The following is a 20,085-nucleotide window of genomic DNA, read 5'->3' on the forward strand; positions in this document are numbered from 1 at the left end:
ACAGTTATTCTTCAATCCCAATGTGTGCGTACACGATTTTGTAGAAATCGGGCGGGAGGAACGGTTTTACAAGATAATCGCTGAAACCATTGGCCAATGCACGTTCGCGCTCGTCCTGGAATGCCGATGCAGTCAAAGCCACGATGGGAATGTCCTGATTATGTTCCCTGATTATTTTGGTAGCCTCAAACCCGTCCATAACGGGCATTCTTAAATCCATAAAAATGAGGTTATAACCCTCTGAAAAATACTTTTCCACGGCTTGCTTTCCATCCGACGCAAGATCAAAGGGGATGCTTTTCCTTTTTAAAAGTTGCGTTGCGAACATCAGATTGGTCGCATTGTCATCTACAACCAGCACCTTGGTTTTTGAACTGAATGCAGGGGTCGCCATTTTTTCAGGATGTACCGGATTTCTGACAACATCCGAAATTGGCAATGTTATCTGAAATGAAAATACAGAACCTTCACCCAGCTGGCTGCGCACTGAAAGCTCACCGCCAAATAGCCTCACAAGCTCCCGGGAAATTGCCAACCCAAGCCCAGTGCCGCCATCCTGTCGCTTGACAAGGCTCCGGACCTGCGTAAAAATTTCAAAAATGCTGGCCTGCTGATCTTCCGAAATCCCTATCCCCGTGTCGGAAACAGTGAATTCCAAGTTGATTACGTCTTTTCCGCGCTCAATTTCGTTTGCAGAAAACTTCACAAAACCACTATCCGTGAATTTGATCGCATTATGAATCAGGTTGGTGATTACCTGGCTCAGCCTCACCTGATCTCCCCGCAGTTGTGGGAGGTCGGGCAATGTGAAATTCAGGTCCAGTCCCTTTTCCCTGGTCCTGGGCAGGAAACTGTTGTAAAGGTTTTTGAAAAGATCTTCCAGGTCAAATGAAACCGCATGAAGTTTGACATGATTGGAGTTGATTTTATTGAAATCCAGAATGTCATTTACAACGGCCATTAAATGAATAGAAGAGAATTTCAAGGTTTCAATCAACTCCATTTCCTCTTCGCTCCTTGATTTATTTTCTTCCAAAAGATGAACGATGCCCACAATACCATTGAGCGGCGTTCTGATCTCGTGGCTCATCGTCGATAGAAATTCAGATTTAGCCAAGGTGGCATCTTCCGCAATTTGCTTTTGCTTTTCGAGCAGATCATTTTGTTCCGCCAGGGAAAAAAGATAGAAAAACTCGTGCTTATTCCGGCTCTCATGGAAATACATCATGAAGGGAAACAACATTTGCCCAAGAAAGAAAAACAATCCTCCCTGGCTGAAAAAATTGAACAGATAATGGGGATGGCGATAATATAATGCTGGCGGGAAAATGATCAGGACAATCAATGTCAGGATTATGCTGTAACGCACCGGCCACCGGAGCACGAAAAACGAGAACATTAAGCCGAGCGTCATATTAAGGCTGGCACGGTCATACGAAGCATGTGGCACTTCGGCCAAAATGTAAGCGTGCACTGGCACCAGTGCCAAATTTGTGTAGAACGATGCTTTCTGGGCGCTGAGCTTCCCGGCAAAATGAAGCATGAGCAAGAAGATAATGATTCCGCTCAAAATCAGTTGGGCTGCTAAAACTTCTGGAAATGCAGGGTCATTACGCAGAAAATAGAGGATGGAAGTCGCAGGATAACCAACCAAATAAGCAACACAAAAAATAATGTTGCCCCACCTCGATTTCAACTCACTATCTTTTTTCCATAGTTCGTTGAACTCGTTAGTATAAGTAGTTTTATTCAAGCAAGAGCAATTTAAATGCGCTGATAATAAGGTTGAGACTGCCTGTAAGACAATAATTCAAATTTACATAAATAGCAAAAAATAAGGGCATTCAAATCAATGAATACCCTTATTTCAAGTAATAACTTATTTAATGCTTACAAATCAATCGCTTCACCGTAAGCCGCTTCCGTTGCCCCTTTCAATGCTTCTGACATCGTTGGGTGCGGATGGATCGCGCGCATGATCTCGTGAGATGTAGTTTCCAGTTTGCGGGCTACAACAACCTCAGCGATCATTTCGGTAACATTGGCTCCAATCATGTGAGCGCCGAGGAATTCGCCATATTTGGCATCGAAAATAACTTTAACAAAACCATCGGTAACGCCAGCTCCAACCGCCTTACCAGACGCTTTGAAAGGAAATTTACCCACTTTAATGTCGTATCCAGCTTCTTTTGCTTTCTTTTCTGTAAATCCAACAGACGCAATTTCAGGTTGGCAGTAAGTACATCCCGGAATGTTTCCGTAATCTAAAGCCTCTGTTTTATGTCCTGCAATTTTCTCTGCACAGATAATCCCTTCAGCCGTAGCAACGTGTGCCAAAGCAGGGCCAGGGGTGCAGTCTCCGATCGCGTAAAATCCTGGAACGCTGGTTTCATACCATTCGTTTACAGTGATTTTACCCTTATCTGTTTTAATTCCTGTTTCTTCAAGACCAATGTTTTCAAGGTTTGCAACGATTCCCGCGGCGGAAAGCACTACATCCACTTCAAATGATTTTTGTCCATCCGGCGTCTTAACAGAAACTTTACAACCGTTTCCAGAAACATCAACCGTCTCAACCGTCGAATTGACGTAAGTTTCGATGCCCAGTTTTTTGTATTGCTTGGCAATTTCTTTTGAAATGTCCTCGTCTTCAACCGGAACAAGGTTTGGCAAGAATTCAACAACAGTCACCTTAGTGCCCATTGAAGCATATACGTAAGCGAATTCCATTCCAATTGCACCCGATCCAACCACCAATAAAGACGCTGGCTGCTTTTCAAGACTCATTGCCTTGCGGTATTCAATGACTTTCTGACCGTCGATTTTGATATTCGGTAATTCACGGGCACGTGCGCCGGTTGCAATGATAACGCCTTTACCAGCTGTATAATCCGTTGTTTTACCGTCTTTGTCCGTAACTGCAACTGTTTTTTGGCCTTTTACTTTGCCAGTTCCCATAAGGACGTCGATCTTGTTCTTTTTCATCAGGAACGACACCCCTTTGCTCATGGTATCCGCAACGCCACGGCTACGCTGGATCACTGCGCCAAAATCCGCAGCAGATTCACCCACATTGATCCCATAATCTTTTGCATGCTTAATATATTCAAAAACCTGGGCACTTTTCAAAAGCGCTTTGGTAGGAATACAGCCCCAGTTAAGGCATATTCCACCTAAACTTTCCTTTTCAACAATTGCTACTTTAAGTCCTAATTGGGAAGCACGAATAGCTGCGGGATAACCTCCCGGGCCGCTGCCAATTACTATCACATCATATGCTTGAGCCATTTTCCGGTATTTTTATTGTACGAAATGGGTTGACAAAAATTTCCTGCAAAGTTAAGACGATTTGCCGGAAAGACTACATGTACATTAGCTCCTATTTGCCATGAAACTGAGGGTTATTGCTAATTGTTATACCTTTGTCCACATTGTCAGCCGCTGACAAATAAGCAAAGAGGCTGCCAAGCAGCCTGGACTATTTTTCAACTTAAATTCAAAAAATTCAAATGACTGCAGAGCAATTGAAAGACTTGAAGGCCCGTGTAGAGGCTTTGGGGAGGTATCTTTGACTACGATAACCGAAAAAAACAACTAGAAGACCTTGAACAGCAGACCGTTCAACCGGAGTTCTGGAACGATTCAACCAGGGCCGAAAAAACAATGCGGGAAATCCGTGGATTAAAATTCTGGACAAACGGATATGAAGAGTTATCGAGCTTGCGCGATGATCTGGACACGATCTGGGAGTTTTATGAAGCTGATGAGGCGACGGAAGAAGAAGTAGATGAGGAAGGCGAAAAGCTCTCCAATAAGCTGGAAGAAGTCGAATTCCGGAAGATGATGGGTGAAGAAGGCGACGAACTGCCGGCTGTTATTGAGATCAATGCAGGAGCGGGCGGAACGGAGTCGCAGGACTGGGCGTCCATGCTTATGCGCATGTACATTATGTGGGCGGAGAAAAATGGTTACAAAGTCCGGGAAGTGGATTTGCAGGATGGCGATGTGGCTGGTGTTAAGTCAGTTACGTTGGAAATCGACGGCGAATATGCTTACGGAAATTTGAAATCGGAAAACGGCGTTCACAGGCTGGTCCGCATTTCACCTTTTGATTCCAATGCAAGAAGGCATACTTCGTTTACCTCTGTTTATGTGTATCCGCTGGCCGACGACAACATTGAAATTGACGTTAACCTGGCAGACATTACCTGGGACACTTATCGTTCAGGGGGAGCAGGTGGCCAGAATGTGAACAAGGTAGAAACGGCGGTGCGTTTGCACCATAAGCCCTCGGGAATTGTCATCGCCTGTCAGCAGGAACGTTCACAATTAATGAATAAAGAAGTGGCGATCAGGCTTTTGAAGTCGCGACTTTACCAGATTGAGTTGGAAAAACGGAATTCTGCTCGCGCAGAAGTGGAAGCATCCAAACGAAAAATCGAATGGGGCTCACAGATCCGCAGTTACGTGCTCGATGACCGCCGCGTCAAAGACCACAGAACCGATCACCAGACCTCCAACACAGATGCCGTTTTAAATGGTGAAATCAATGATTTTATCAAGGCATATTTGATGGAATCCTAATCATTTCCATGCGCAAAAAACCTCCTGGCAACGTCCACATTATTGGATTCGCTTGGAGGTTTTTTTTATTTTTGATAACTTACTGTGAAATGTGAAGAAGTATGACCGAAACAGAACTAATGAAAAAAGTATCAGTACTTCCTGAAAATTTAAAAGAGGAAGTTTCTGATTATGTTGATTTTTTAATCAGCAAATATCTCCATAACGAAGGTTCGCCAAAAACACCCTTAAAATTTGGTATGATGAAAGGCACTTTTAAAATGAGTCCTGATTTCGATGAGCCTTTGGACGACTTTAAAGAATATATGCCTTGAATATAATTTTAGATACACACACACTAATCTGGTTTTTTGAAGGCGACGCGAACTTGTCCGCAAAGGCGTTGCAAGCAATCGAAAATACAGAAAATAAAAAATATGTGAGCATTGCCTCTTTATGGGAAATGGCGATTAAAATCAGCTTAGGTAAATTATATCTTCAAAAACCGCTAGATATATTTTTATCAGATCTTATCAAATCCGATATCGAAGTCCTTCAAATTTCAATTGCACACGTTTTACAAGTAAGTCAGTTAGAATTCTTTCATAAAGATCCCTTTGATCGCATCATTGTAGCGCAAGCAATAACGGAGCAATTTTGGATTGTGACGAAAGATCCGAACTTCCCGCTATATCACCCCTTTAATGTTCTTTGGTAATGCGGGCTTCAAACAACCTTCATTACCAAAAACTCGGACATGGCCCGAAAACTTTATTGGCTTTTCATGGAATAGGCCAGAATGGAGTTGATTGTTTCCAGCCTTTCGAAGCCCATTTGAGTGAGCATTATACCATTTATGCATTTGATTTATTTTTTCATGGAAAAAGTAATTTCCTACCGAACGAGTTGGTGACCAAAGAACTTTGGCGAAGCATTATCCTCGATTTTATTGCGCAAAATCACATTGAAAAATTCGATGTCGCCGGTTTCAGTATGGGTGGGCGATTTGCTTTGGCTACATTGGAATTGTTTGCTGATAGCATTGAAAACGCCTTCCTAATCGCTCCTGACGGCGTTTCAGAACATCCACTTTATGGCTTTGCGACACGGTTTTGGCTTACCAGGCGGCTTTTTCAATGGTCTATGCAAAAGCCTGAACCATTTTTCATTGTTGCAAATGCATTAAAACAGGCTGGCCTGATCCATTCCAGCTTGCACAGATTCGTCCAGCAAGTGCTCAATACGCCTGAGAAGAGGCAAACGATTTACGATTCCTGGGTCAATTTCCGCAATCTTCGTTTTGACATTCCTGCTTTACACCGGCTGGCATTGGCTAGCAACATTAAAATTTATCTCTTTGTTGGTGAATTTGATACGTTGCTGAAACCGGTGAGCGTCAGGAAATTGGCGGCACTTCTTCCTGCACATCAGTATATTACATTGAAAAGCGGCCATACGAAGCTCGTGGAGCATGCGGCATCGTGGATTTGTGCTTTATTTAAGTAAATTGAGCAGTCTAAATCCGTTATATGCAGCAAGTTTTACCAAAAAATGATACGAACTGGCGCCTCAGGGCCATTATGGGAGGTTCAGCCGGAAATTTAGTTGAATGGTACGACTGGTACGCATACTCCGCATTCTCCCTTTATTTTGCCAACACATTTTTCCCGGATTCCAACCCAACTGTCCAACTCATTAACACAGCCGGAATATTCGCCGTAGGTTTTCTAATGCGCCCGATCGGCGGGTATATTTTTGGCAAACTGGCCGATACAAAAGGACGGAAAGAAGCCATGACCTTGTCCGTTCTATTAATGTCGTTCGGCTCGCTGCTCATTGCATTTCTGCCCGGTTACAACAGCATTGGCATTGCCGCTCCTATTTTCCTTCTTATTGCCCGACTTTTACAAGGCCTCAGCGTGGGCGGGGAATATGGCACATCTGCCACGTATTTGAGCGAGGTTGCCACCAAGGAGAGACGCGGTTTCTATTCAAGCTTTCAATATGTAACATTAATCGGCGGCCAGTTGCTTGCATTAGGTTTGCAATTGATCCTGCAAAATATTTTTCTGACCGATCAGCAAATGCATGATTGGGGATGGCGGATTCCGTTTGTTTTCGGAGCCATGTTATCGCTCGTCGCCCTTTATCTAAGAACGCATTTAAATGAAACAGAGGCCTTTATTGCAAAAGATTCAGCTGTAAGGAAAGAGGGCTCGATGAAAGAACTTCTGAAACATCCGAGAGCGATCATGGTCGTGATCGGGTTAACAATGGGAGGCACACTCGCATTCTACACGTACACAACGTACATGCAGAAATTTCTGGTCAACACGGTGGGTTTGACAAAATACCAATCTACGATCCTGACATTCTGCTCGTTACTGATCTTCGCTTGCTTGCAACCCGTCTTTGGCGCCATCAGTGATAAAGTGGGCCGGAGACCATTGCTCATTGCCTTTGGTGTGCTCGGAACCATTTTTACTTATCCACTTTTAAGCACATTAAGTCATACTACGAACATGTGGGCGGCATTTGGGCTTCTTATGGCGGCGCTGATCATTGTCAGCGGTTACACTTCCATCAATGCTGTTGTGAAAGCAGAGCTCTTTCCGGTTGAAGTTCGGGCGCTTGGCGTGGGACTTCCCTACTCTATTACGGTTGCCATATTTGGTGGGACGGCTGAATATCTAGCGCTGTGGGCCAAGAACCTGGGTCACGAAAGTTATTATTACTGGTATGTGACAGCCTGTATCTTTATCTCCCTGATTATTTATTTCAAAATGAAGGATACAAAACACACATCATTGATTGATTAGGGTCTTGGAAAAGATAAATTATCTCTTGACATAATCCATTCAAATGTATAACTTTCTGAAAACCAAAACTTTTAGAAGTTATGAACATGATGAATCGAATCGAGCATTGGGGCGATACGCATCATCCGGCCTGGCTGGATATAGTTCGCATTGCTTTGGGAGTGTTTCTATTTGTTAAAGGCATCAGCTTTATCAGCGACACCACGCGCTTATCAAAGCTGGTAACCGGGCTTGATCTTCATTTGTATACGGTTGCCTCGGTGCATTACGTAGCTTTCGCACATATTTTCGGAGGATTTCTGATTGCGCTCGGGTGCCTTACGCGCATTTCCGCGATCATCCAAATTCCAATATTGCTTGTCGCCGTATTTTTTGTCAATTTTCGCACAGGCTTCTCCTATCTGAACTCCGAACTTTGGCTTTCGATGATCACATTGATCCTGGTCGTCACTTTCGCCATTGTAGGTTCCGGCCGGTTTTCAATGGATGAATGGATGAAAAATCACGACAATTAAACCTCAGATCAGCTCGGGTGCGGTTTTATACAAATATCTTCTTTTGTATTCCAATGGCGTCATGTCGGTAACCTTTTTGAAATGCCGGTAAAAATTGGAAACATTGTTGAAACCGCACTCAAAGCAAATCACCTCCGTCGCTAGTTTATCTTCAATTAAAAACCGGCAAGCCTGGCTAATGCGGATTTCCACAAGAAAGTCGTTGTAGGTTTTCTTTGTCATCAGCTTAAAATACCGGCAAAAGGAGGTTATACCAAGATTTGCAATGGACGCCACGTCTTGCAATGAAATGTCGTTTCGGTAATTCGATAGTGTGTAAGCGTAGATTTTATTCAATCGAAGCGTTTCCGAATCATTGGATTTGTAGAATGCATGTGCCGACGCAATGGTTTCCAAATCACTGGCTTCTGCCAGAATCTTCAAAATAGAAAGTAATGCAATTAACCGGTCGAGGTTTTGCGCATTCACTGCTGCTTTCATTAATGGAATAATTCCTTCTTTGGCTTTTCCATTGATCAGCAGTCCGCGTCTAGCTTTTTCATACAATTTGGGAATTTGATAGGCTTCCGGCAAAAGCAGCAACTCACTTCCCAGGCAATTGGGCAAAAAGTGAATGATGATCACTTCCACGGCCGTATTACTCATGCCTTCTTCAACGCGCCACGTATGCGGCAGATTTTCACCCAATAAGATCAACTCCCCATCCGAAAAGTTGCTGATATTATCACCAATAAACCGCACTCCGGTCCCTTTGATCAGATAATGAAGTTCTAATTCGGGATGGTAATGCCATACTGTGCCGAAGCCGGAGTCCTTATCGTGACGGATACTGAAAGACGTCCGGGATGCAATCGGAACCTTGTGAAAATGCGGTTTCATTTTTAAATATCATTTCGACAACTTTTAATTGCCAACGTTCCATTTAAAAAGAGAATTACTGAAATATCTATCTACGTTTATCCCAAAAACTTTGAAATAGTTATATGAAATCCAGCAATCGTTTAAGTTTATCAAAAGTTACTTTTCAGTTGAACCTCAAAGGCGTTGACTATCGCTAAATGAATGGATCTTGTTTAAAAACATTTCCTTGGATGCCGGATCTTTGTATCGGTTCATCTGCCCAAAAATCTCGCTTTTCAGATTCATGAATAGGTAAGTCTGAAAATTGTCTTCCGTTTCAATGTCAACGCGCTCATCCCAGATTTTAGCAAAAACGCTCTCCGTAATCGTTTCAGCCTCTTTCTCATCTTTCAAAAGCACCGCGCAGAACTTCACAGCGGGAAAATAAAAGTATGAGCAAAGTTGCGTGAAAGCAGCCTCATCTCCTTGTTTGATTTGATAAAGAATTTGTTGATTTGGAAAATTCATAGCTTTAATCGTAAGGGTAGAAATGGCTTTTACTTAACCAGATTCTTTCTAAAAATGCTCGTAATGCCCAATTCCGTCTGGATCCGGTCAACATCTTCCAGCAGCTGGTCCATTTGGTCCTGCAATTCCGGGGTTAACGTGTCTACTTCTCTTCTTGTGTAAGTAGAGATCGGGAAACCGCGACGTCGAAGGCTGTACTTGGCAATTGTCGGATAAGCTGAATGGATGATTTCCATGGAGTCTTCGAGAAACTGCTGCACCTCAGCAAGCTCATTTTCAACCTTGGGATCATTGTAATGATCACAGATCCAAACCACAAGCTCAGGAAAAATATTCCCCTGAATGCAGGACAAACCAGCCGCCCCGGCCCGAAGCGATGACACCGCATTAACCATATATGCATCGTAAAGCCCAAACTTGTGCCCATCCGCCACTGCGATGCGGCGCTTCACTTCTTCCAGGTCAAGACTCGTATCCTTATGATAAACAATCCGGCCTGTTGCCATCAAAGTTTGCAGTATCTCACTATTAATGAGCCTTTTGTATGGAATCGGACATTCATATAACCCCAAAGGAACGCCTTCGGTGAGCGATATCAATTCTAGGACGCGGTCTGTAAAAACTTCATCTGTTTCTGTTTCCCCGGCCATAAGACCGGTGATCACAATAACAGCCTGCACACCGGTCTCGAATATACGTTTTGTAAATGCTGCCTGCTCTGTCACACTGCCTGGAAATGTTCCGGTCGCAACCACGGGCACACGGCCAGCAACCTGGTCCACAACCGTCTGCGTCACATCTAACCGCTCCTGCTCGGATAGTTCGAACATTTCGCTGGACAAACAATTGGCAAACAAGCCGGTCGCGCCTGCTTCCAGGTAAAAGTCGGTTAATGCTCTTAATCCAACATAATCCACCGCTCCTGATTTCAGAAACGGGGTTAACATAACGGGAATAAATCCCTGGGGTAAAGAGTTAGAGGAGGGTGTTGCGTAGTTCATATGGGTTGTGTCAGAATGGTGTTAGTGTTTGTTTGCCAAAACTTCTTCTTCCGGCTGCGTTTTGCCTTTTAACTTCGTCAAGAGCATTCCCGTCAAAAAAATCGTAAGCGTGCCTACGACCATGATCATGTTCTGGTGTAGCGGATTGCGCAGATATTCGTATTTGTCCGGGAGTTGCGAAGAAAAGGTCATCCAGATAATGACCACAATCCCGATCAATGTGGCAGTAAGCGCTTCGGTATTTTTAGTTGACCTTGAAACAATGCCCAGCAAAAATAACCCCAGCATTCCGCCCGCGAAAATCCCCGAAAGCATCCACCACACATCCAGCACACTTTTCACCCCGATCATGGCGATTCCTGTGATCATTCCCAGCAGTCCGAAAACCGTCGTAGCAATGTATAGCAGCCTTAATGACTCCTTCTGTGAAAGATTTGATTTGATATATTTTTGATAAATATCCACAGAGAAAACCGTTGCCGAAGCATTCATCCCAGAACTGATCGTACTCATTGCGGCAGACATAATCGCAGCAATAATGAGCCCAAGCAACCCCACGGGGACTTTTGTAACCATAAAATGCGGCATCACTTTATCTCCATAATCGGCTGGCGTCAATGTGGAAGCCAATTGGGCAATAGCCTGGGATGAGCCGTTTGGCAATCTTTCCGTTGCCACCTGCATCCTTACAATGTTAAGCAGCTCGGGATTGCTTTGATAATAAGCGTAAAGACAGGAACCGAGTAAAAAGAATATCAGCGAAACAGGCAAATAAAGATAAACGCAGAGCCAAACAGAGCTGGCTGCCTCTTTGATCGACGAGGTTGTATGATATCGCTGAACGTAATTCTGGTCCATGCCAAAATTGTTCAGGTTCATAAAAAATCCGTATAGCAACACCACCCAAAACGACGCTTGCGTAAAATCGGGAGCGAAACTGCCCAAGCTGAATTTATCATTTGCCTTACCGATTTCCATGATTTTTGGTAATCCGCCTTCCATCCCGGAAACCACCAGATAAAGAATGACGAATGCGCCAACTGTTTTGATCACCCCCTGCACAACCTCCGTCCAGATAACCGCCTCCATTCCGCCCATCACCGTATAAAGCACAATGCAAATGCCGACAACGATCATGATCGTCGACATAGGGTAACCTGTAAGTGCTTGGAGACTTAATGCGATCCCAAAAAAGATGGAACCCATTCGGGCCAATTGTGTAAGCAGAAAGCAAACGACGGCATAAGTTCGTGCCCATGGCCCAAAACGCTCTTCCAAATGCGTGTAAGCAGAAACCGCACCTGTGTTTCGATAAAAAGGAATAAAAAACTTGGTCGCGACCCAAGCCGCAAATGGCATGGACAAGCTGAAAACGAATGAATTCCAATTGCTTCCATAAGCCTTTCCGGGAACGCCCAGGAATGTGTTACTGCTTAAAAAAGTGGCATAAATGGAAATCCCGATCGCCCAGCCCGGAATTTTTCCCGAAGCCTTCGTAAACTGATCCGCACTGGTGTTATTTCTTGAAAAATAAATGCCAACACCAACCATCCCGACCAGATAGGCAATAACAATAACCAGATCGATGAATGGTAAGGATTTCATTAAACTTTTCGGACAATTATAACTTTACCACAAAGAAACAGGATCAAACCGCTGCTTTTATATGGTTTTATACCCTATTATTGTACGATATTACCAAAGGAGTCCGACTATTGAAATTCAGGATGTGATTATTCTACTATCTTTTTGTCCTTGAAGAAATAGCCGATGCCGATCGTTGAGACGATAATGAGCAGGATCAAGATGATTTTAGTCGCCAAACCTTCATTGGGGTGTTCCAACAAATAACGAATGTCGCGGGCTTCACGACCTGCCCAAACGGCCAAAACCGTCCGGGGAATCATTCCTAATGTTCCGCCAGCCAGCACTTGTTTGAACCGAGCACCAGCCATCGCGAAAAAAAGATTGGTGATGGCGAACGGCAAAACGGGTGAGAGTTTGGCAAAAAATATCAGCCTTAATTCATTTTGGTAAAATCTGCGCAACAAAGTGTTCACCTGCGGGTAAACCTGGATCAGATAGCCGCGAATAGAAGATGCGTGCAAAAAATTGGCTGAAACGTAAATGATGGCAATGGCCCCCAAATTCAGTCCAAAAAGCAATGGCAATGCGGTCCAGCCCAGAAAATATCCGTAAACCAATGCAAGAAATGTGGGGGGTGTTAGGGCAACAGATGAGGCCAATGTTAATATCAGCGTAGCCACAACCCACCATTCAAAAGGCCAGCTGCGTAACTGGCTTTCGTGACCAACTGCCCACGCAGTAACGATGGAAGTCGTAACAAGCGGAACCACAGTCAGTAAAATGCTTACGACGACGGGTAATGATAACTTTTTGGGGGAGGAAGTCTCCAATGTTTTTACGTTTAAAATTTTACTTCATTCCGCGTAAAGTGATAACGACTTGTTTGGTTAAAAGGTTTTTCCTAATCTTGATCAATATGAAATTCGCAACGAAAGCTATACATGCCGGCGTGGAGCCGGACCCGACCACCGGCGCTATCATGACGCCCATTTACCAAACGTCCACCTACGTGCAGGAAAGCCCGGGCAAGCACAAGGGTTATGAATATTCCCGAACGCATAATCCCACGCGAACCGCATTGCAAAAAGCATTGGCAGCATTGGAAAATGGCAAACACGGCATTTGCTATGCTTCCGGACTAGCAGCCACCGACGCAGTTCTGAAACTTTACAAGCCCGGCGACGAAATTATAGCAACCAACGACATTTACGGAGGCACTTACCGCATTATGAAGCGGATTTACGAGCCATTTGGAATGGTTTTCAAGTTTGTGGATATGAGTGATCTGGCCAATGTTGAAGCTGCGATTTCCCAGAAAACCAAAATGATCTGGATCGAAACGCCTACTAATCCGCTGCTGAAAATTGTTGATATCAGGGCCATTACAAGCATTTGCAAGGAAAAGGGCATTCATAGCATTGTAGATAACACATTTGCATCGCCCTATTTGCAAAATCCATTGGATATCGGTGCGGATGTTGTGATGCATTCGGTGACGAAATATCTAGGCGGACATTCAGACACAGTTATGGGCGCGCTAATAACCAACGATGATGAACTCGCAAAGCAATTGGCATTCATTCAAAATGCTAGCGGCGCGGTTCCGGGTCCGCAGGATTGTTTTTTAGTTTTGCGAGGGATAAAAACATTGCATATCCGCATGCAAAGACATTGCGAGAATGCGCTGGAAGTGGCCAAATGGCTCGAAGCGCATCCAAAAGTTGCGAAAGTTTATTATCCCGGCCTGCCTTCTCACCCGTCTTTCGAACTTGCCGGCAGGCAAATGCGTGGTTATGGCGGCATGTTATCTTTTGAATTAAAAGGCGATGTTTACGAAGAAGCCGTGCGTGTGATGGAAAATCTGGAAGTTTTTTCTCTGGGCGAATCCCTAGGCGGCGTCGAATCACTTTGTACGCATCCTGCGAGCATGACGCACGCGAGTATTCCAAAAGAAGAAAGGCTCAAAACAGGCCTGAAAGACACATTAATACGTCTTAGCGTAGGAATTGAAGACGTGGAAGACCTGATCGCCGATCTGGAACAGGCCATTGGATAGGTTTCGGTTTGCTTTGCAATCAAGGTTCAAAAACCTTACTTTTGACATCACATTTTTTTCAGGCACTAAAATATAATTGTAATGGAATTAACAGGAACGGTCATCGCTTTGCTTCCCGAAGTAACAGGCCAGGGCAAGAACGGGGCTTGGCGCAAGCAGGAATTCATTCTTGAAATCCCTTCGCAATATCCAAAAAAGGTTTGTATAGCGCTTTGGGGCGATAAAATTGATCAGACCAATCTCCAGATAAACGATTCGGTGACTGCATCCATTGACGTAGAAAGCCGCGAATACAATTCCCGCTGGTATACTGAAGTGAAAGCATGGAAAATCGATAAAGCAGGAACCGGCAATCCAAGCTCAAACTCAGGAGGGCAGCCATTGCCACCGGTTACAACATTCAGCGAGGACGAGTCGGACGATCTTCCTTTCTAATTGACATGATAATTCCCGGCTTAGCGAATTCTGTTTCACACAAAACACACGCAGAGCCGGGAATTTCTATTTTTTAAGCTAATTGGATTGATAGGCCATCGACATTGTAAACTTGTCGATCATTTCCTGTGGGTGCACTTCCAAAATTCGTGCAAGCACCATTACTACAAGTGTATTGGAGGCTATTTTGCGAGGGATGCCGGCAAATGTTGCAAAAAGATCGACGGTAATTGATTCTTTCTCATCCAAAAGCTTCATTAATTTCTGCTCCTTATCGCCATACTGAAAGCGAATGTCGCGCTCGCCTCTTCCCCGGCGCATAATTTCCTTCATTTCCCTGCTCGCCTGGATTGACTTGTCATCCACACGAATGTAAGCCTGGCGGTTTCCGGTGTCGTCCACCACATAATGTGGCTTGTCAATGCTTCTGTTAATGGTTAGCACCAACACATCGCGGTCCGGACTTACCGGGATCCTTTCTTTTCTGTAACTGATTTTGGGATAAATGTATTTGTCGATGGCCTTCGTGAGCGTGTACTCATCTTCCTCCGCATCTTTGAGGCCTTTTATCGTTTTGTCGTCTCCCACCCCGACGAAGAGTTTTCCACCACCGGAGTTGGCAAATGCGACAACTTCACGGACAATCTTTTCTGGGTGATTGGACTTCAATTTGAATTCCACATGTTCACCCTCACCTTTCTTAACCAACTCTTTCAACAATCGAAGCTCCATCGGTTGGAATGGATAGATATCTGAACTATGATAACGCTAACAATTTACATTCCTTTTGTCAGATTAAAAAAATAATATGCGCCGGATTTCGTAAATATTTCACTCATAATCATAAAAAAAACGGCACTGGTAAGGTGCCGTCTTCTTTATCTAGTATTCATCTTCGTTGAAAAAGAAATCATCTTTTGTGGGATAATCGGGCCAAATTTCTTCAATGCTTTCATAAGGCTGACCATCATCTTCAAGCTCCTGTAGGTTTTCAACTACTTCTAACGGAGCGCCTGTTCTGATTGCAAAGTCAATTAGCTCGTCTTTGGTAGCTGGCCAGGGAGCATCTTCAAGATACGACGCGAGTTCAAGAGTCCAGTACATAATATTTTCGCCTATTAATAGTTACTTACTTTTCTGCAAAAGTAAAAAATTTGACATCTTTTAAAAGCTTAAAGCGAAAAAAAAGAAAAATAATTGCTTCCCCCAAAATATAATTTCACCCACTGAAATAATAGCCTAAATGTCAGCCGGTTACAATATTCACGAAGCCAATAAAGTTGCAGCCGATATGCCGAGACCTTTATGTATTCTACGAATCATTTCCAAGGTTAGCGGCCTTTTGCGGTTTAACACTTCGGACACCCGACTTGCACTTCCAAAATAGTCCACCAAATCTTTTTTCTTCAACCCGTTCTCTTCCATTTTTAGCTTGATGGCCTCAACCGGGTCGGGAGGCTCAATCGCGAAGTGAACAGACTCATAATCCTCCACTATAATGGAGATCAATTCTAACAATTCTTCCTCAGGGCTGTTTTCTTCACAGTCAACCAACGAATCTATGACTTTGAGATAAACCTTATAATCCTCATCCGAATGAATCGGTTTTAGCTCGGACTTAATTTGTTGTATTGATTTCATGAACGTTAAATATTTTTAATATCATTAATCTGATCGTATTCCTTATGCGTGCCGAGAAAGCGTATAAACGCCCATTGCAAATTATATCTAAATAATACGATCAGTCTGTATTTGTTATGGCAGATGTTGAATACGATCCTATTATTTCCCACCGTATCGCTCTTTGGATTTTCAGCAATCACCTCATTTGGTGAAGAATAGCTTGCGTTCCTTATCTTTTCATGCCAATATTTAAGTTCTTGCTCCGCGTCCGGATATTTCTCCCAAAACACTCTCAATGTTCCTTTTGTAATAATTCTCACAGGCACACCATTAAAATTCCCAAATTGGTAATAACTATACAAATATGGTAATATTTATGGTCAAGACAAATTCTGGTCCTTCAATCCTGAAAACCTTTTTGTAATTTTCACGATCATTATAAAAGCAGGGACATGACTATTGAAGTTTGCGCTTATTCGTTGGAATCTTGTATCAATGCACAGGCCGGCGGCGCGGGGAGGATTGAATTATGCGGCGGACTGGGCGAAGGCGGAACTACGCCAAGCGCAGGTTTGATTGAAGTAGTCAGACAACATATAGACATTGATCTTTTCGTCATGATCCGTCCTCGGGGCGGAGATTTTGTTTACGATGTTTTTGAAGAAGAAATCATGCGCAAAGATATTGATCTGGCCAAAAAATTGGGCGCAAATGGTGTTGTACTAGGCATTTTGACCAGTGATGGCCAGGTTGATATCGCCCGTACGAAGGCACTCGTAGAATATGCTTACCCCATGAAAGTAACTTTCCACCGCGCGTTCGACCTTACGCCTGACCCAATCAAAGCGTTAAAAGCAGTGATCGAAACAGGCGCAGAACGCATCCTGACTTCCGGCCAGAAGCCTGCAGCGGTTGAGGGCATTACGTTATTGGAGCAACTTTCAAAAGAAGCGGGCGATTCCATTGAGATCATGGCTGGCGGCGGCGTTAACCATAATAATGCGGCCCAATTGGCAGCAGCTGGCGTGCATTCACTGCATTTGACTGCCAAAGCATTCCGTCCGGGCAGACAAAAATATTTCCCGGCAGACATTTCGATGGCCGGAGGCGTGCCCGACGAACATTCCGTGATGTATGCTGATCTGGCACTGGTTGAGGCTATTGTGCAAGTAGTTTCGTGATGGCGCGCGGCTTTTAAAATTGCGTCACCCAACTCTCCTTTTATGAAGTATTTTAAAGCTTTTGTTTCACTCGCTGCAACAATTTGCCTTGTTTATTTCCTTAGTAGGCCGCTCGGCCCGGCCCCGGCGTTGGGCCCGTTTTTAAGTCCGTTTACGGGATTTGGACAAAATGGCGACAAAGTCATTGAAAAAGATGGTGAAACAATTCTCAAACTCAACGGACTAAAAGAAGAGATCACAATCCGGTTCGATGACGTGGGTGTTCCGCATATTTTTGCCAAAAACGACTTTGACCTTTTTTACGCGCAGGGCTTCGTAACGGCAAAAGACAGGCTTTGGCAAATGGATTTACAGATTCGTGCCGCGTCAGGGCGACTTTCCGAAGTGCTGGGTGAAGCAACATTGCAGCTGGACCAGCAGAGTCGCCGCTTAGGAATGGGCTATGGTGCCGAAGCCAACATAAAAGTAGCGATGCAAGACCCACATTCTCGCGAAGCACTGCTCGGCTACACCGCAGGCATTAATGCATATATAGATCAGCTTTCGCCAAAAGATTATCCGATAGAATTCAAATTGCTGGGTTACAAACCGGAAGCATGGCAGCCGATCAACACCATGTACATGCTGGAACAGATGACATTAACATTGGCCGGGCGATCTAATGAGCTCAATATGAGCAATGTTCTGAAAACCTATGGCGAAAAAGTAGTCAATGACCTGTTCCCGGATTATCCCATGTTCCAGGAAAGCCCGGTGATCCCTGCTGGCACGGATTGGGATTTTAAGCCATTGGCAATCCCTAAGCGCCCCAAAACACTAAAGACCGGAGACAGTTTAGCATATTTAAAAAAAACGCCGGCCGCACTAATGCAAAGAGAGCCCAAACCGGAAGGAATCGGCAGCAATAACTGGGCAGTAAGCGCTGAAAAATCAATTACCGGCTATCCTATTCTCGCCAATGACCCGCACCTTGAACTGACGCTGCCGTCCATTTGGTATCAAGTTCAGCTACATTCCCCTTCCATGAATGTGTATGGCGTTTCGCTTCCAGGCATTCCGAGTGTGATTATTGGCTTTAACCAGCACGTGGCCTGGGGTGTTACCAATACGGACGCTGACGTTTTTGACCTATATAAAATCAAATTCAAAGACGAATCCAGAACGCAGTATTGGCATGATAATCAATGGAAACCGACGAAAAAACGCATTGAAAGTATCATTGTTAAGGGACAAAAAGATCCCAACCAGGAAGAGGTCATCTACACACACCACGGGCCGGTTACGGAAACGGATAACAGCTCCGGAAAATATCCTGAATTAGCAGTAAAATGGATCGGGCACGAGGCTGGAAACAGCTTCCTGACATTCCATGCGCTGAATAAGGCCAAAAATTATGAGGATTACCGAAAGGCCCTTACCTATTATGTTGGCCCGGCGCAAAACTTCGTCTTTGCAGATAACAGCAAGAACATTGCGCTTACAGTCAATGGCAAACTGCCTTTGAAATATAAGGGTCAGGGGAAATTTGTCCTGGATGGCACGAAAGCGGCGGATGACTGGCAAGGCTGGATCCCCGCTGCGCAAAATCCTTATGTTAAGAACCCGAAAAGAGGTTTTGTCAGCAGTGCCAATCAGTCTTCCACCGATCCTTCCTATCCTTATTTTATCAACTGGGTTTTTGCGCCCACGGAACGCGGCGTGCGCATCAATGAGCGCCTCACGTCCATGAACCGTGCAAATGCTGATAGTTTGAGAATGTTACAAAACGACAATTTCAGTGTTTTGGCAAGAAACATTTTGCCCAAATTATTGGAAACATTAAAATCGACAACATTAACGCCTGCTCAAAAAGCCGCTGCCATTACGTTGGCCAACTGGAACTACCAGAATACATCTGAATCAGTCGCCACCTCCATTTTTGAAGAATGGATGCCTTTATTGCAGGCAAAGATCTGGAATGATGAGTTTGGCGAAAACATGGAATTTCCCACGCGCGACCGAACGTTGTATATGATTTTGAATCAGCCAAATAAAAAATGGTTCGATAATGTTACCACACCGGAAAAAGAAACGCTGGCCGACCTCACCGCAGCCAGTTTCAAAGCCGCACTTGATACATTAACCACCCGGCACGGGCCAATGAGCCAGTCGTGGCAATGGGCACAAGTGAAGGGAACCGAAATCAGGCATCTGAGCAGGAGCCTGAAACCGTTCAATGCGCCAGCTTTGAAAGTGGGGGGCGGCCGGAGCATTGTCAACGCTATTACCAAGCGAAACGGGCCTTCCTGGCGTATGGTGGTTGAACTGGGGCCGGTGCCAAGAGCCTACGGCATTTATCCGGGCGGGCAATCGGGAAACCCGGGGAGTCCTTACTACCTGAATTTGTTAAAAAAATGGGAAAACGGGGAGCTTAATGAGCTTGTTTACCTGCTCGAACCAGCCCAAAAGCACCCGCGCATGACATCCAGTGTGAAGCTCCAAAAACCTTAACATTCGCAATAATGAATTTCCTTATCATATTACTGATCACCGCATTACTGCAAATAGTCGCCCCGTGGTGGGTTGTCGCCATCGTTCCGTTTCTGGTTTTTCTGATCAGGCAAACCAACGCATCCAATGCGTTTTGGACTGGTTTTGCCGCAATCGCACTGCTCTGGATGGCCTACGGCTTTTATCTTCATTTTCTTTCCGATGGAGCGATGTCCGACCGGATTGCGGGAATATTTTCTTTGCCAAATGGCATTGTCCTCTTGTTGATTTCCGCATTAGTGGGCGGTTTAACGGGCGGATTAGCGGGATTATCCGGGCTGTTGGTCCGCAGGATATTCATTTCGGCTCCGCCAAGAGGCATATCATTATAAAACTTGGTGTAAATGTCACACAGGGCCTGATATTCATTGTACTTAAACACAAATTATTATCTTTGCGGCTCGTTAA

22 protein-coding genes are annotated in these 20,085 nt (G+C 44.4%); 11 read left to right on the forward strand and 11 right to left on the reverse strand.

The window, feature by feature from the left end:
* Nucleotides 1-4 precede the first annotated feature (4 nt).
* Nucleotides 5-1,753: an ATP-binding protein gene (locus NFI81_RS18505; protein WP_234611000.1), complete on the reverse strand. Its 1,749-nt coding sequence runs from the start codon at nucleotides 1,751-1,753 to the stop codon at nucleotides 5-7.
* A gap of 137 nt (nucleotides 1,754-1,890) precedes the next feature.
* Nucleotides 1,891-3,288, reverse strand: coding sequence for a dihydrolipoyl dehydrogenase (lpdA, locus tag NFI81_RS18510; RefSeq protein ID WP_234610999.1), 1,398 nt, complete (start codon nucleotides 3,286-3,288; stop codon nucleotides 1,891-1,893).
* Between the two features lie 221 nt (nucleotides 3,289-3,509).
* Between lpdA and prfB the strand changes: the two genes are divergently transcribed.
* The 6 genes from prfB (at nucleotide 3,510) to NFI81_RS18540 (ending at nucleotide 7,897) form a co-directional block, all read left to right on the forward strand.
* Nucleotides 3,510-4,584, forward strand: a protein-coding gene (gene prfB, locus NFI81_RS18515) for a peptide chain release factor 2 (RefSeq protein WP_234610998.1) whose coding sequence is annotated in 2 segments (ribosomal slippage) — nucleotides 3,510-3,569 and nucleotides 3,571-4,584 — 1,074 coding nt in all. Because the reading frame shifts where the segments join, the coding sequence is not laid out codon by codon here.
* A gap of 101 nt (nucleotides 4,585-4,685) precedes the next feature.
* A complete protein-coding gene (vapB, locus tag NFI81_RS18520) occupies nucleotides 4,686-4,898 on the forward strand; it encodes a type II toxin-antitoxin system VapB family antitoxin (RefSeq protein WP_234610997.1) in 213 nt (70 codons plus the stop codon).
* Nucleotides 4,895-5,281 (forward strand): type II toxin-antitoxin system VapC family toxin, encoded by a 387-nt coding sequence (locus NFI81_RS18525; protein WP_234610996.1) that lies wholly within the window; start codon nucleotides 4,895-4,897, stop codon nucleotides 5,279-5,281. Before vapB ends, NFI81_RS18525 begins: the two co-directional genes overlap by 4 nt.
* Entirely contained in the window at nucleotides 5,281-6,069 is a 789-nt protein-coding gene (locus NFI81_RS18530) for an alpha/beta fold hydrolase (protein ID WP_234610995.1), read from the forward strand. The genes NFI81_RS18525 and NFI81_RS18530 overlap by 1 nt, the downstream gene beginning before the upstream one ends.
* Nucleotides 6,070-6,092: 23 nt before the next feature.
* Nucleotides 6,093-7,382 carry an MFS transporter gene (locus NFI81_RS18535; protein ID WP_234610994.1) on the forward strand — a complete coding sequence of 430 codons (1,290 nt, stop codon included), beginning with the start codon at nucleotides 6,093-6,095 and terminating at the stop codon, nucleotides 7,380-7,382.
* Between the two features lie 80 nt (nucleotides 7,383-7,462).
* Nucleotides 7,463-7,897 carry a DoxX family protein gene (locus NFI81_RS18540; protein ID WP_234610993.1) on the forward strand — a complete coding sequence of 145 codons (435 nt, stop codon included), beginning with the start codon at nucleotides 7,463-7,465 and terminating at the stop codon, nucleotides 7,895-7,897.
* A 3-nt stretch (nucleotides 7,898-7,900) separates the two neighbouring features.
* Here NFI81_RS18540 and NFI81_RS18545 read toward each other — a convergent pair whose 3' ends face one another.
* The 5 genes from NFI81_RS18545 to NFI81_RS18565 form a co-directional block, all read right to left on the reverse strand.
* The gene (locus tag NFI81_RS18545) at nucleotides 7,901-8,776 is read right to left on the reverse strand and encodes an AraC family transcriptional regulator (protein WP_234610992.1); all 876 of its coding nucleotides are present in this window, start codon (nucleotides 8,774-8,776) and stop codon (nucleotides 7,901-7,903) included.
* 156 nt (nucleotides 8,777-8,932) lie between these two features.
* Nucleotides 8,933-9,265, reverse strand: coding sequence for an RNA polymerase sigma factor (locus tag NFI81_RS18550; protein WP_234610991.1), 333 nt, complete (start codon nucleotides 9,263-9,265; stop codon nucleotides 8,933-8,935).
* Between the two features lie 29 nt (nucleotides 9,266-9,294).
* The gene (locus NFI81_RS18555) at nucleotides 9,295-10,266 is read right to left on the reverse strand and encodes a dihydrodipicolinate synthase family protein (protein WP_234610990.1); all 972 of its coding nucleotides are present in this window, start codon (nucleotides 10,264-10,266) and stop codon (nucleotides 9,295-9,297) included.
* 21 nt (nucleotides 10,267-10,287) lie between these two features.
* Complete coding sequence (locus NFI81_RS18560; protein WP_234610989.1) at nucleotides 10,288-11,871, reverse strand: sodium:solute symporter family protein; 1,584 nt, start codon at nucleotides 11,869-11,871, stop codon at nucleotides 10,288-10,290.
* A gap of 128 nt (nucleotides 11,872-11,999) precedes the next feature.
* Nucleotides 12,000-12,683 carry a TVP38/TMEM64 family protein gene (locus NFI81_RS18565; RefSeq protein ID WP_234610988.1) on the reverse strand — a complete coding sequence of 228 codons (684 nt, stop codon included), beginning with the start codon at nucleotides 12,681-12,683 and terminating at the stop codon, nucleotides 12,000-12,002.
* Between the two features lie 86 nt (nucleotides 12,684-12,769).
* On the opposite strand from NFI81_RS18565, the gene NFI81_RS18570 reads away from it, so the two are divergent.
* Both NFI81_RS18570 and NFI81_RS18575 read left to right on the forward strand, forming a co-directional pair.
* A complete protein-coding gene (locus NFI81_RS18570; protein ID WP_234610987.1) occupies nucleotides 12,770-13,909 on the forward strand; it encodes a cystathionine gamma-synthase in 1,140 nt (379 codons plus the stop codon).
* 81 nt (nucleotides 13,910-13,990) lie between these two features.
* Nucleotides 13,991-14,344 carry a DUF3127 domain-containing protein gene (locus tag NFI81_RS18575; protein ID WP_234610986.1) on the forward strand — a complete coding sequence of 118 codons (354 nt, stop codon included), beginning with the start codon at nucleotides 13,991-13,993 and terminating at the stop codon, nucleotides 14,342-14,344.
* A gap of 78 nt (nucleotides 14,345-14,422) precedes the next feature.
* Here the strand turns inward: NFI81_RS18575 and NFI81_RS18580 are convergent, their stop codons facing one another.
* The 4 genes from NFI81_RS18580 to NFI81_RS18595 all read right to left on the reverse strand — a co-directional run bounded on the left by NFI81_RS18580 (nucleotide 14,423) and on the right by NFI81_RS18595 (nucleotide 16,287).
* A complete protein-coding gene (locus NFI81_RS18580) occupies nucleotides 14,423-15,076 on the reverse strand; it encodes an AlbA family DNA-binding domain-containing protein (protein ID WP_234610985.1) in 654 nt (217 codons plus the stop codon).
* 150 nt (nucleotides 15,077-15,226) lie between these two features.
* Nucleotides 15,227-15,448: a DUF2795 domain-containing protein gene (locus NFI81_RS18585; RefSeq protein ID WP_013927448.1), complete on the reverse strand. Its 222-nt coding sequence runs from the start codon at nucleotides 15,446-15,448 to the stop codon at nucleotides 15,227-15,229.
* Between the two features lie 159 nt (nucleotides 15,449-15,607).
* A complete protein-coding gene (locus NFI81_RS18590) occupies nucleotides 15,608-15,985 on the reverse strand; it encodes a helix-turn-helix domain-containing protein (protein WP_234610984.1) in 378 nt (125 codons plus the stop codon).
* A 5-nt stretch (nucleotides 15,986-15,990) separates the two neighbouring features.
* Complete coding sequence (locus NFI81_RS18595; protein ID WP_234610983.1) at nucleotides 15,991-16,287, reverse strand: type II toxin-antitoxin system HigB family toxin; 297 nt, start codon at nucleotides 16,285-16,287, stop codon at nucleotides 15,991-15,993.
* Between the two features lie 132 nt (nucleotides 16,288-16,419).
* Here NFI81_RS18595 and NFI81_RS18600 point away from each other — a divergent pair, with 132 nt between their 5' ends.
* From NFI81_RS18600 to NFI81_RS18610, 3 genes are read left to right on the forward strand one after another with little or no spacing between them, the layout of a single operon-like run.
* Complete coding sequence (locus tag NFI81_RS18600; protein ID WP_234610982.1) at nucleotides 16,420-17,148, forward strand: copper homeostasis protein CutC; 729 nt, start codon at nucleotides 16,420-16,422, stop codon at nucleotides 17,146-17,148.
* Between the two features lie 42 nt (nucleotides 17,149-17,190).
* Entirely contained in the window at nucleotides 17,191-19,638 is a 2,448-nt protein-coding gene (locus NFI81_RS18605) for a penicillin acylase family protein (RefSeq protein WP_234610981.1), read from the forward strand.
* Between the two features lie 11 nt (nucleotides 19,639-19,649).
* Nucleotides 19,650-20,009, forward strand: coding sequence for a hypothetical protein (locus NFI81_RS18610; RefSeq protein ID WP_234610980.1), 360 nt, complete (start codon nucleotides 19,650-19,652; stop codon nucleotides 20,007-20,009).
* The last annotated feature ends 76 nt before the right edge of the window (nucleotides 20,010-20,085 follow it).

The organism is Dyadobacter fanqingshengii (genome assembly GCF_023822005.2).
GTDB classification, from domain to species: domain Bacteria; phylum Bacteroidota; class Bacteroidia; order Cytophagales; family Spirosomataceae; genus Dyadobacter; species Dyadobacter fanqingshengii.

What these genes read in the sequence shown, in the direction of transcription:
- lpdA (WP_234610999.1), bottom strand. Translation starts at nt 3,288, where the DNA reads ATGGCTCAAGCATATGATGTGATAGTAATTGGCAGCGGCCCGGGAGGT.
- vapB (WP_234610997.1), top strand. Translation starts at nt 4,686, where the DNA reads ATGACCGAAACAGAACTAATGAAAAAAGTATCAGTACTTCCTGAAAAT.
- NFI81_RS18555 (WP_234610990.1), bottom strand. Translation starts at nt 10,266, where the DNA reads ATGAACTACGCAACACCCTCCTCTAACTCTTTACCCCAGGGATTTATT.
- NFI81_RS18585 (WP_013927448.1), bottom strand. Translation starts at nt 15,448, where the DNA reads ATGTACTGGACTCTTGAACTCGCGTCGTATCTTGAAGATGCTCCCTGG.
- NFI81_RS18610 (WP_234610980.1), top strand. Translation starts at nt 19,650, where the DNA reads ATGAATTTCCTTATCATATTACTGATCACCGCATTACTGCAAATAGTC.
- NFI81_RS18590 (WP_234610984.1), bottom strand. Translation starts at nt 15,985, where the DNA reads ATGAAATCAATACAACAAATTAAGTCCGAGCTAAAACCGATTCATTCG.
- NFI81_RS18545 (WP_234610992.1), bottom strand. Translation starts at nt 8,776, where the DNA reads ATGAAACCGCATTTTCACAAGGTTCCGATTGCATCCCGGACGTCTTTC.
- NFI81_RS18570 (WP_234610987.1), top strand. Translation starts at nt 12,770, where the DNA reads ATGAAATTCGCAACGAAAGCTATACATGCCGGCGTGGAGCCGGACCCG.
- NFI81_RS18530 (WP_234610995.1), top strand. Translation starts at nt 5,281, where the DNA reads ATGCGGGCTTCAAACAACCTTCATTACCAAAAACTCGGACATGGCCCG.
- NFI81_RS18605 (WP_234610981.1), top strand. Translation starts at nt 17,191, where the DNA reads ATGAAGTATTTTAAAGCTTTTGTTTCACTCGCTGCAACAATTTGCCTT.
- NFI81_RS18580 (WP_234610985.1), bottom strand. Translation starts at nt 15,076, where the DNA reads ATGGAGCTTCGATTGTTGAAAGAGTTGGTTAAGAAAGGTGAGGGTGAA.
- NFI81_RS18535 (WP_234610994.1), top strand. Translation starts at nt 6,093, where the DNA reads ATGCAGCAAGTTTTACCAAAAAATGATACGAACTGGCGCCTCAGGGCC.
- NFI81_RS18560 (WP_234610989.1), bottom strand. Translation starts at nt 11,871, where the DNA reads ATGAAATCCTTACCATTCATCGATCTGGTTATTGTTATTGCCTATCTG.
- NFI81_RS18540 (WP_234610993.1), top strand. Translation starts at nt 7,463, where the DNA reads ATGAACATGATGAATCGAATCGAGCATTGGGGCGATACGCATCATCCG.
- NFI81_RS18600 (WP_234610982.1), top strand. Translation starts at nt 16,420, where the DNA reads ATGACTATTGAAGTTTGCGCTTATTCGTTGGAATCTTGTATCAATGCA.
- NFI81_RS18550 (WP_234610991.1), bottom strand. Translation starts at nt 9,265, where the DNA reads ATGAATTTTCCAAATCAACAAATTCTTTATCAAATCAAACAAGGAGAT.
- NFI81_RS18575 (WP_234610986.1), top strand. Translation starts at nt 13,991, where the DNA reads ATGGAATTAACAGGAACGGTCATCGCTTTGCTTCCCGAAGTAACAGGC.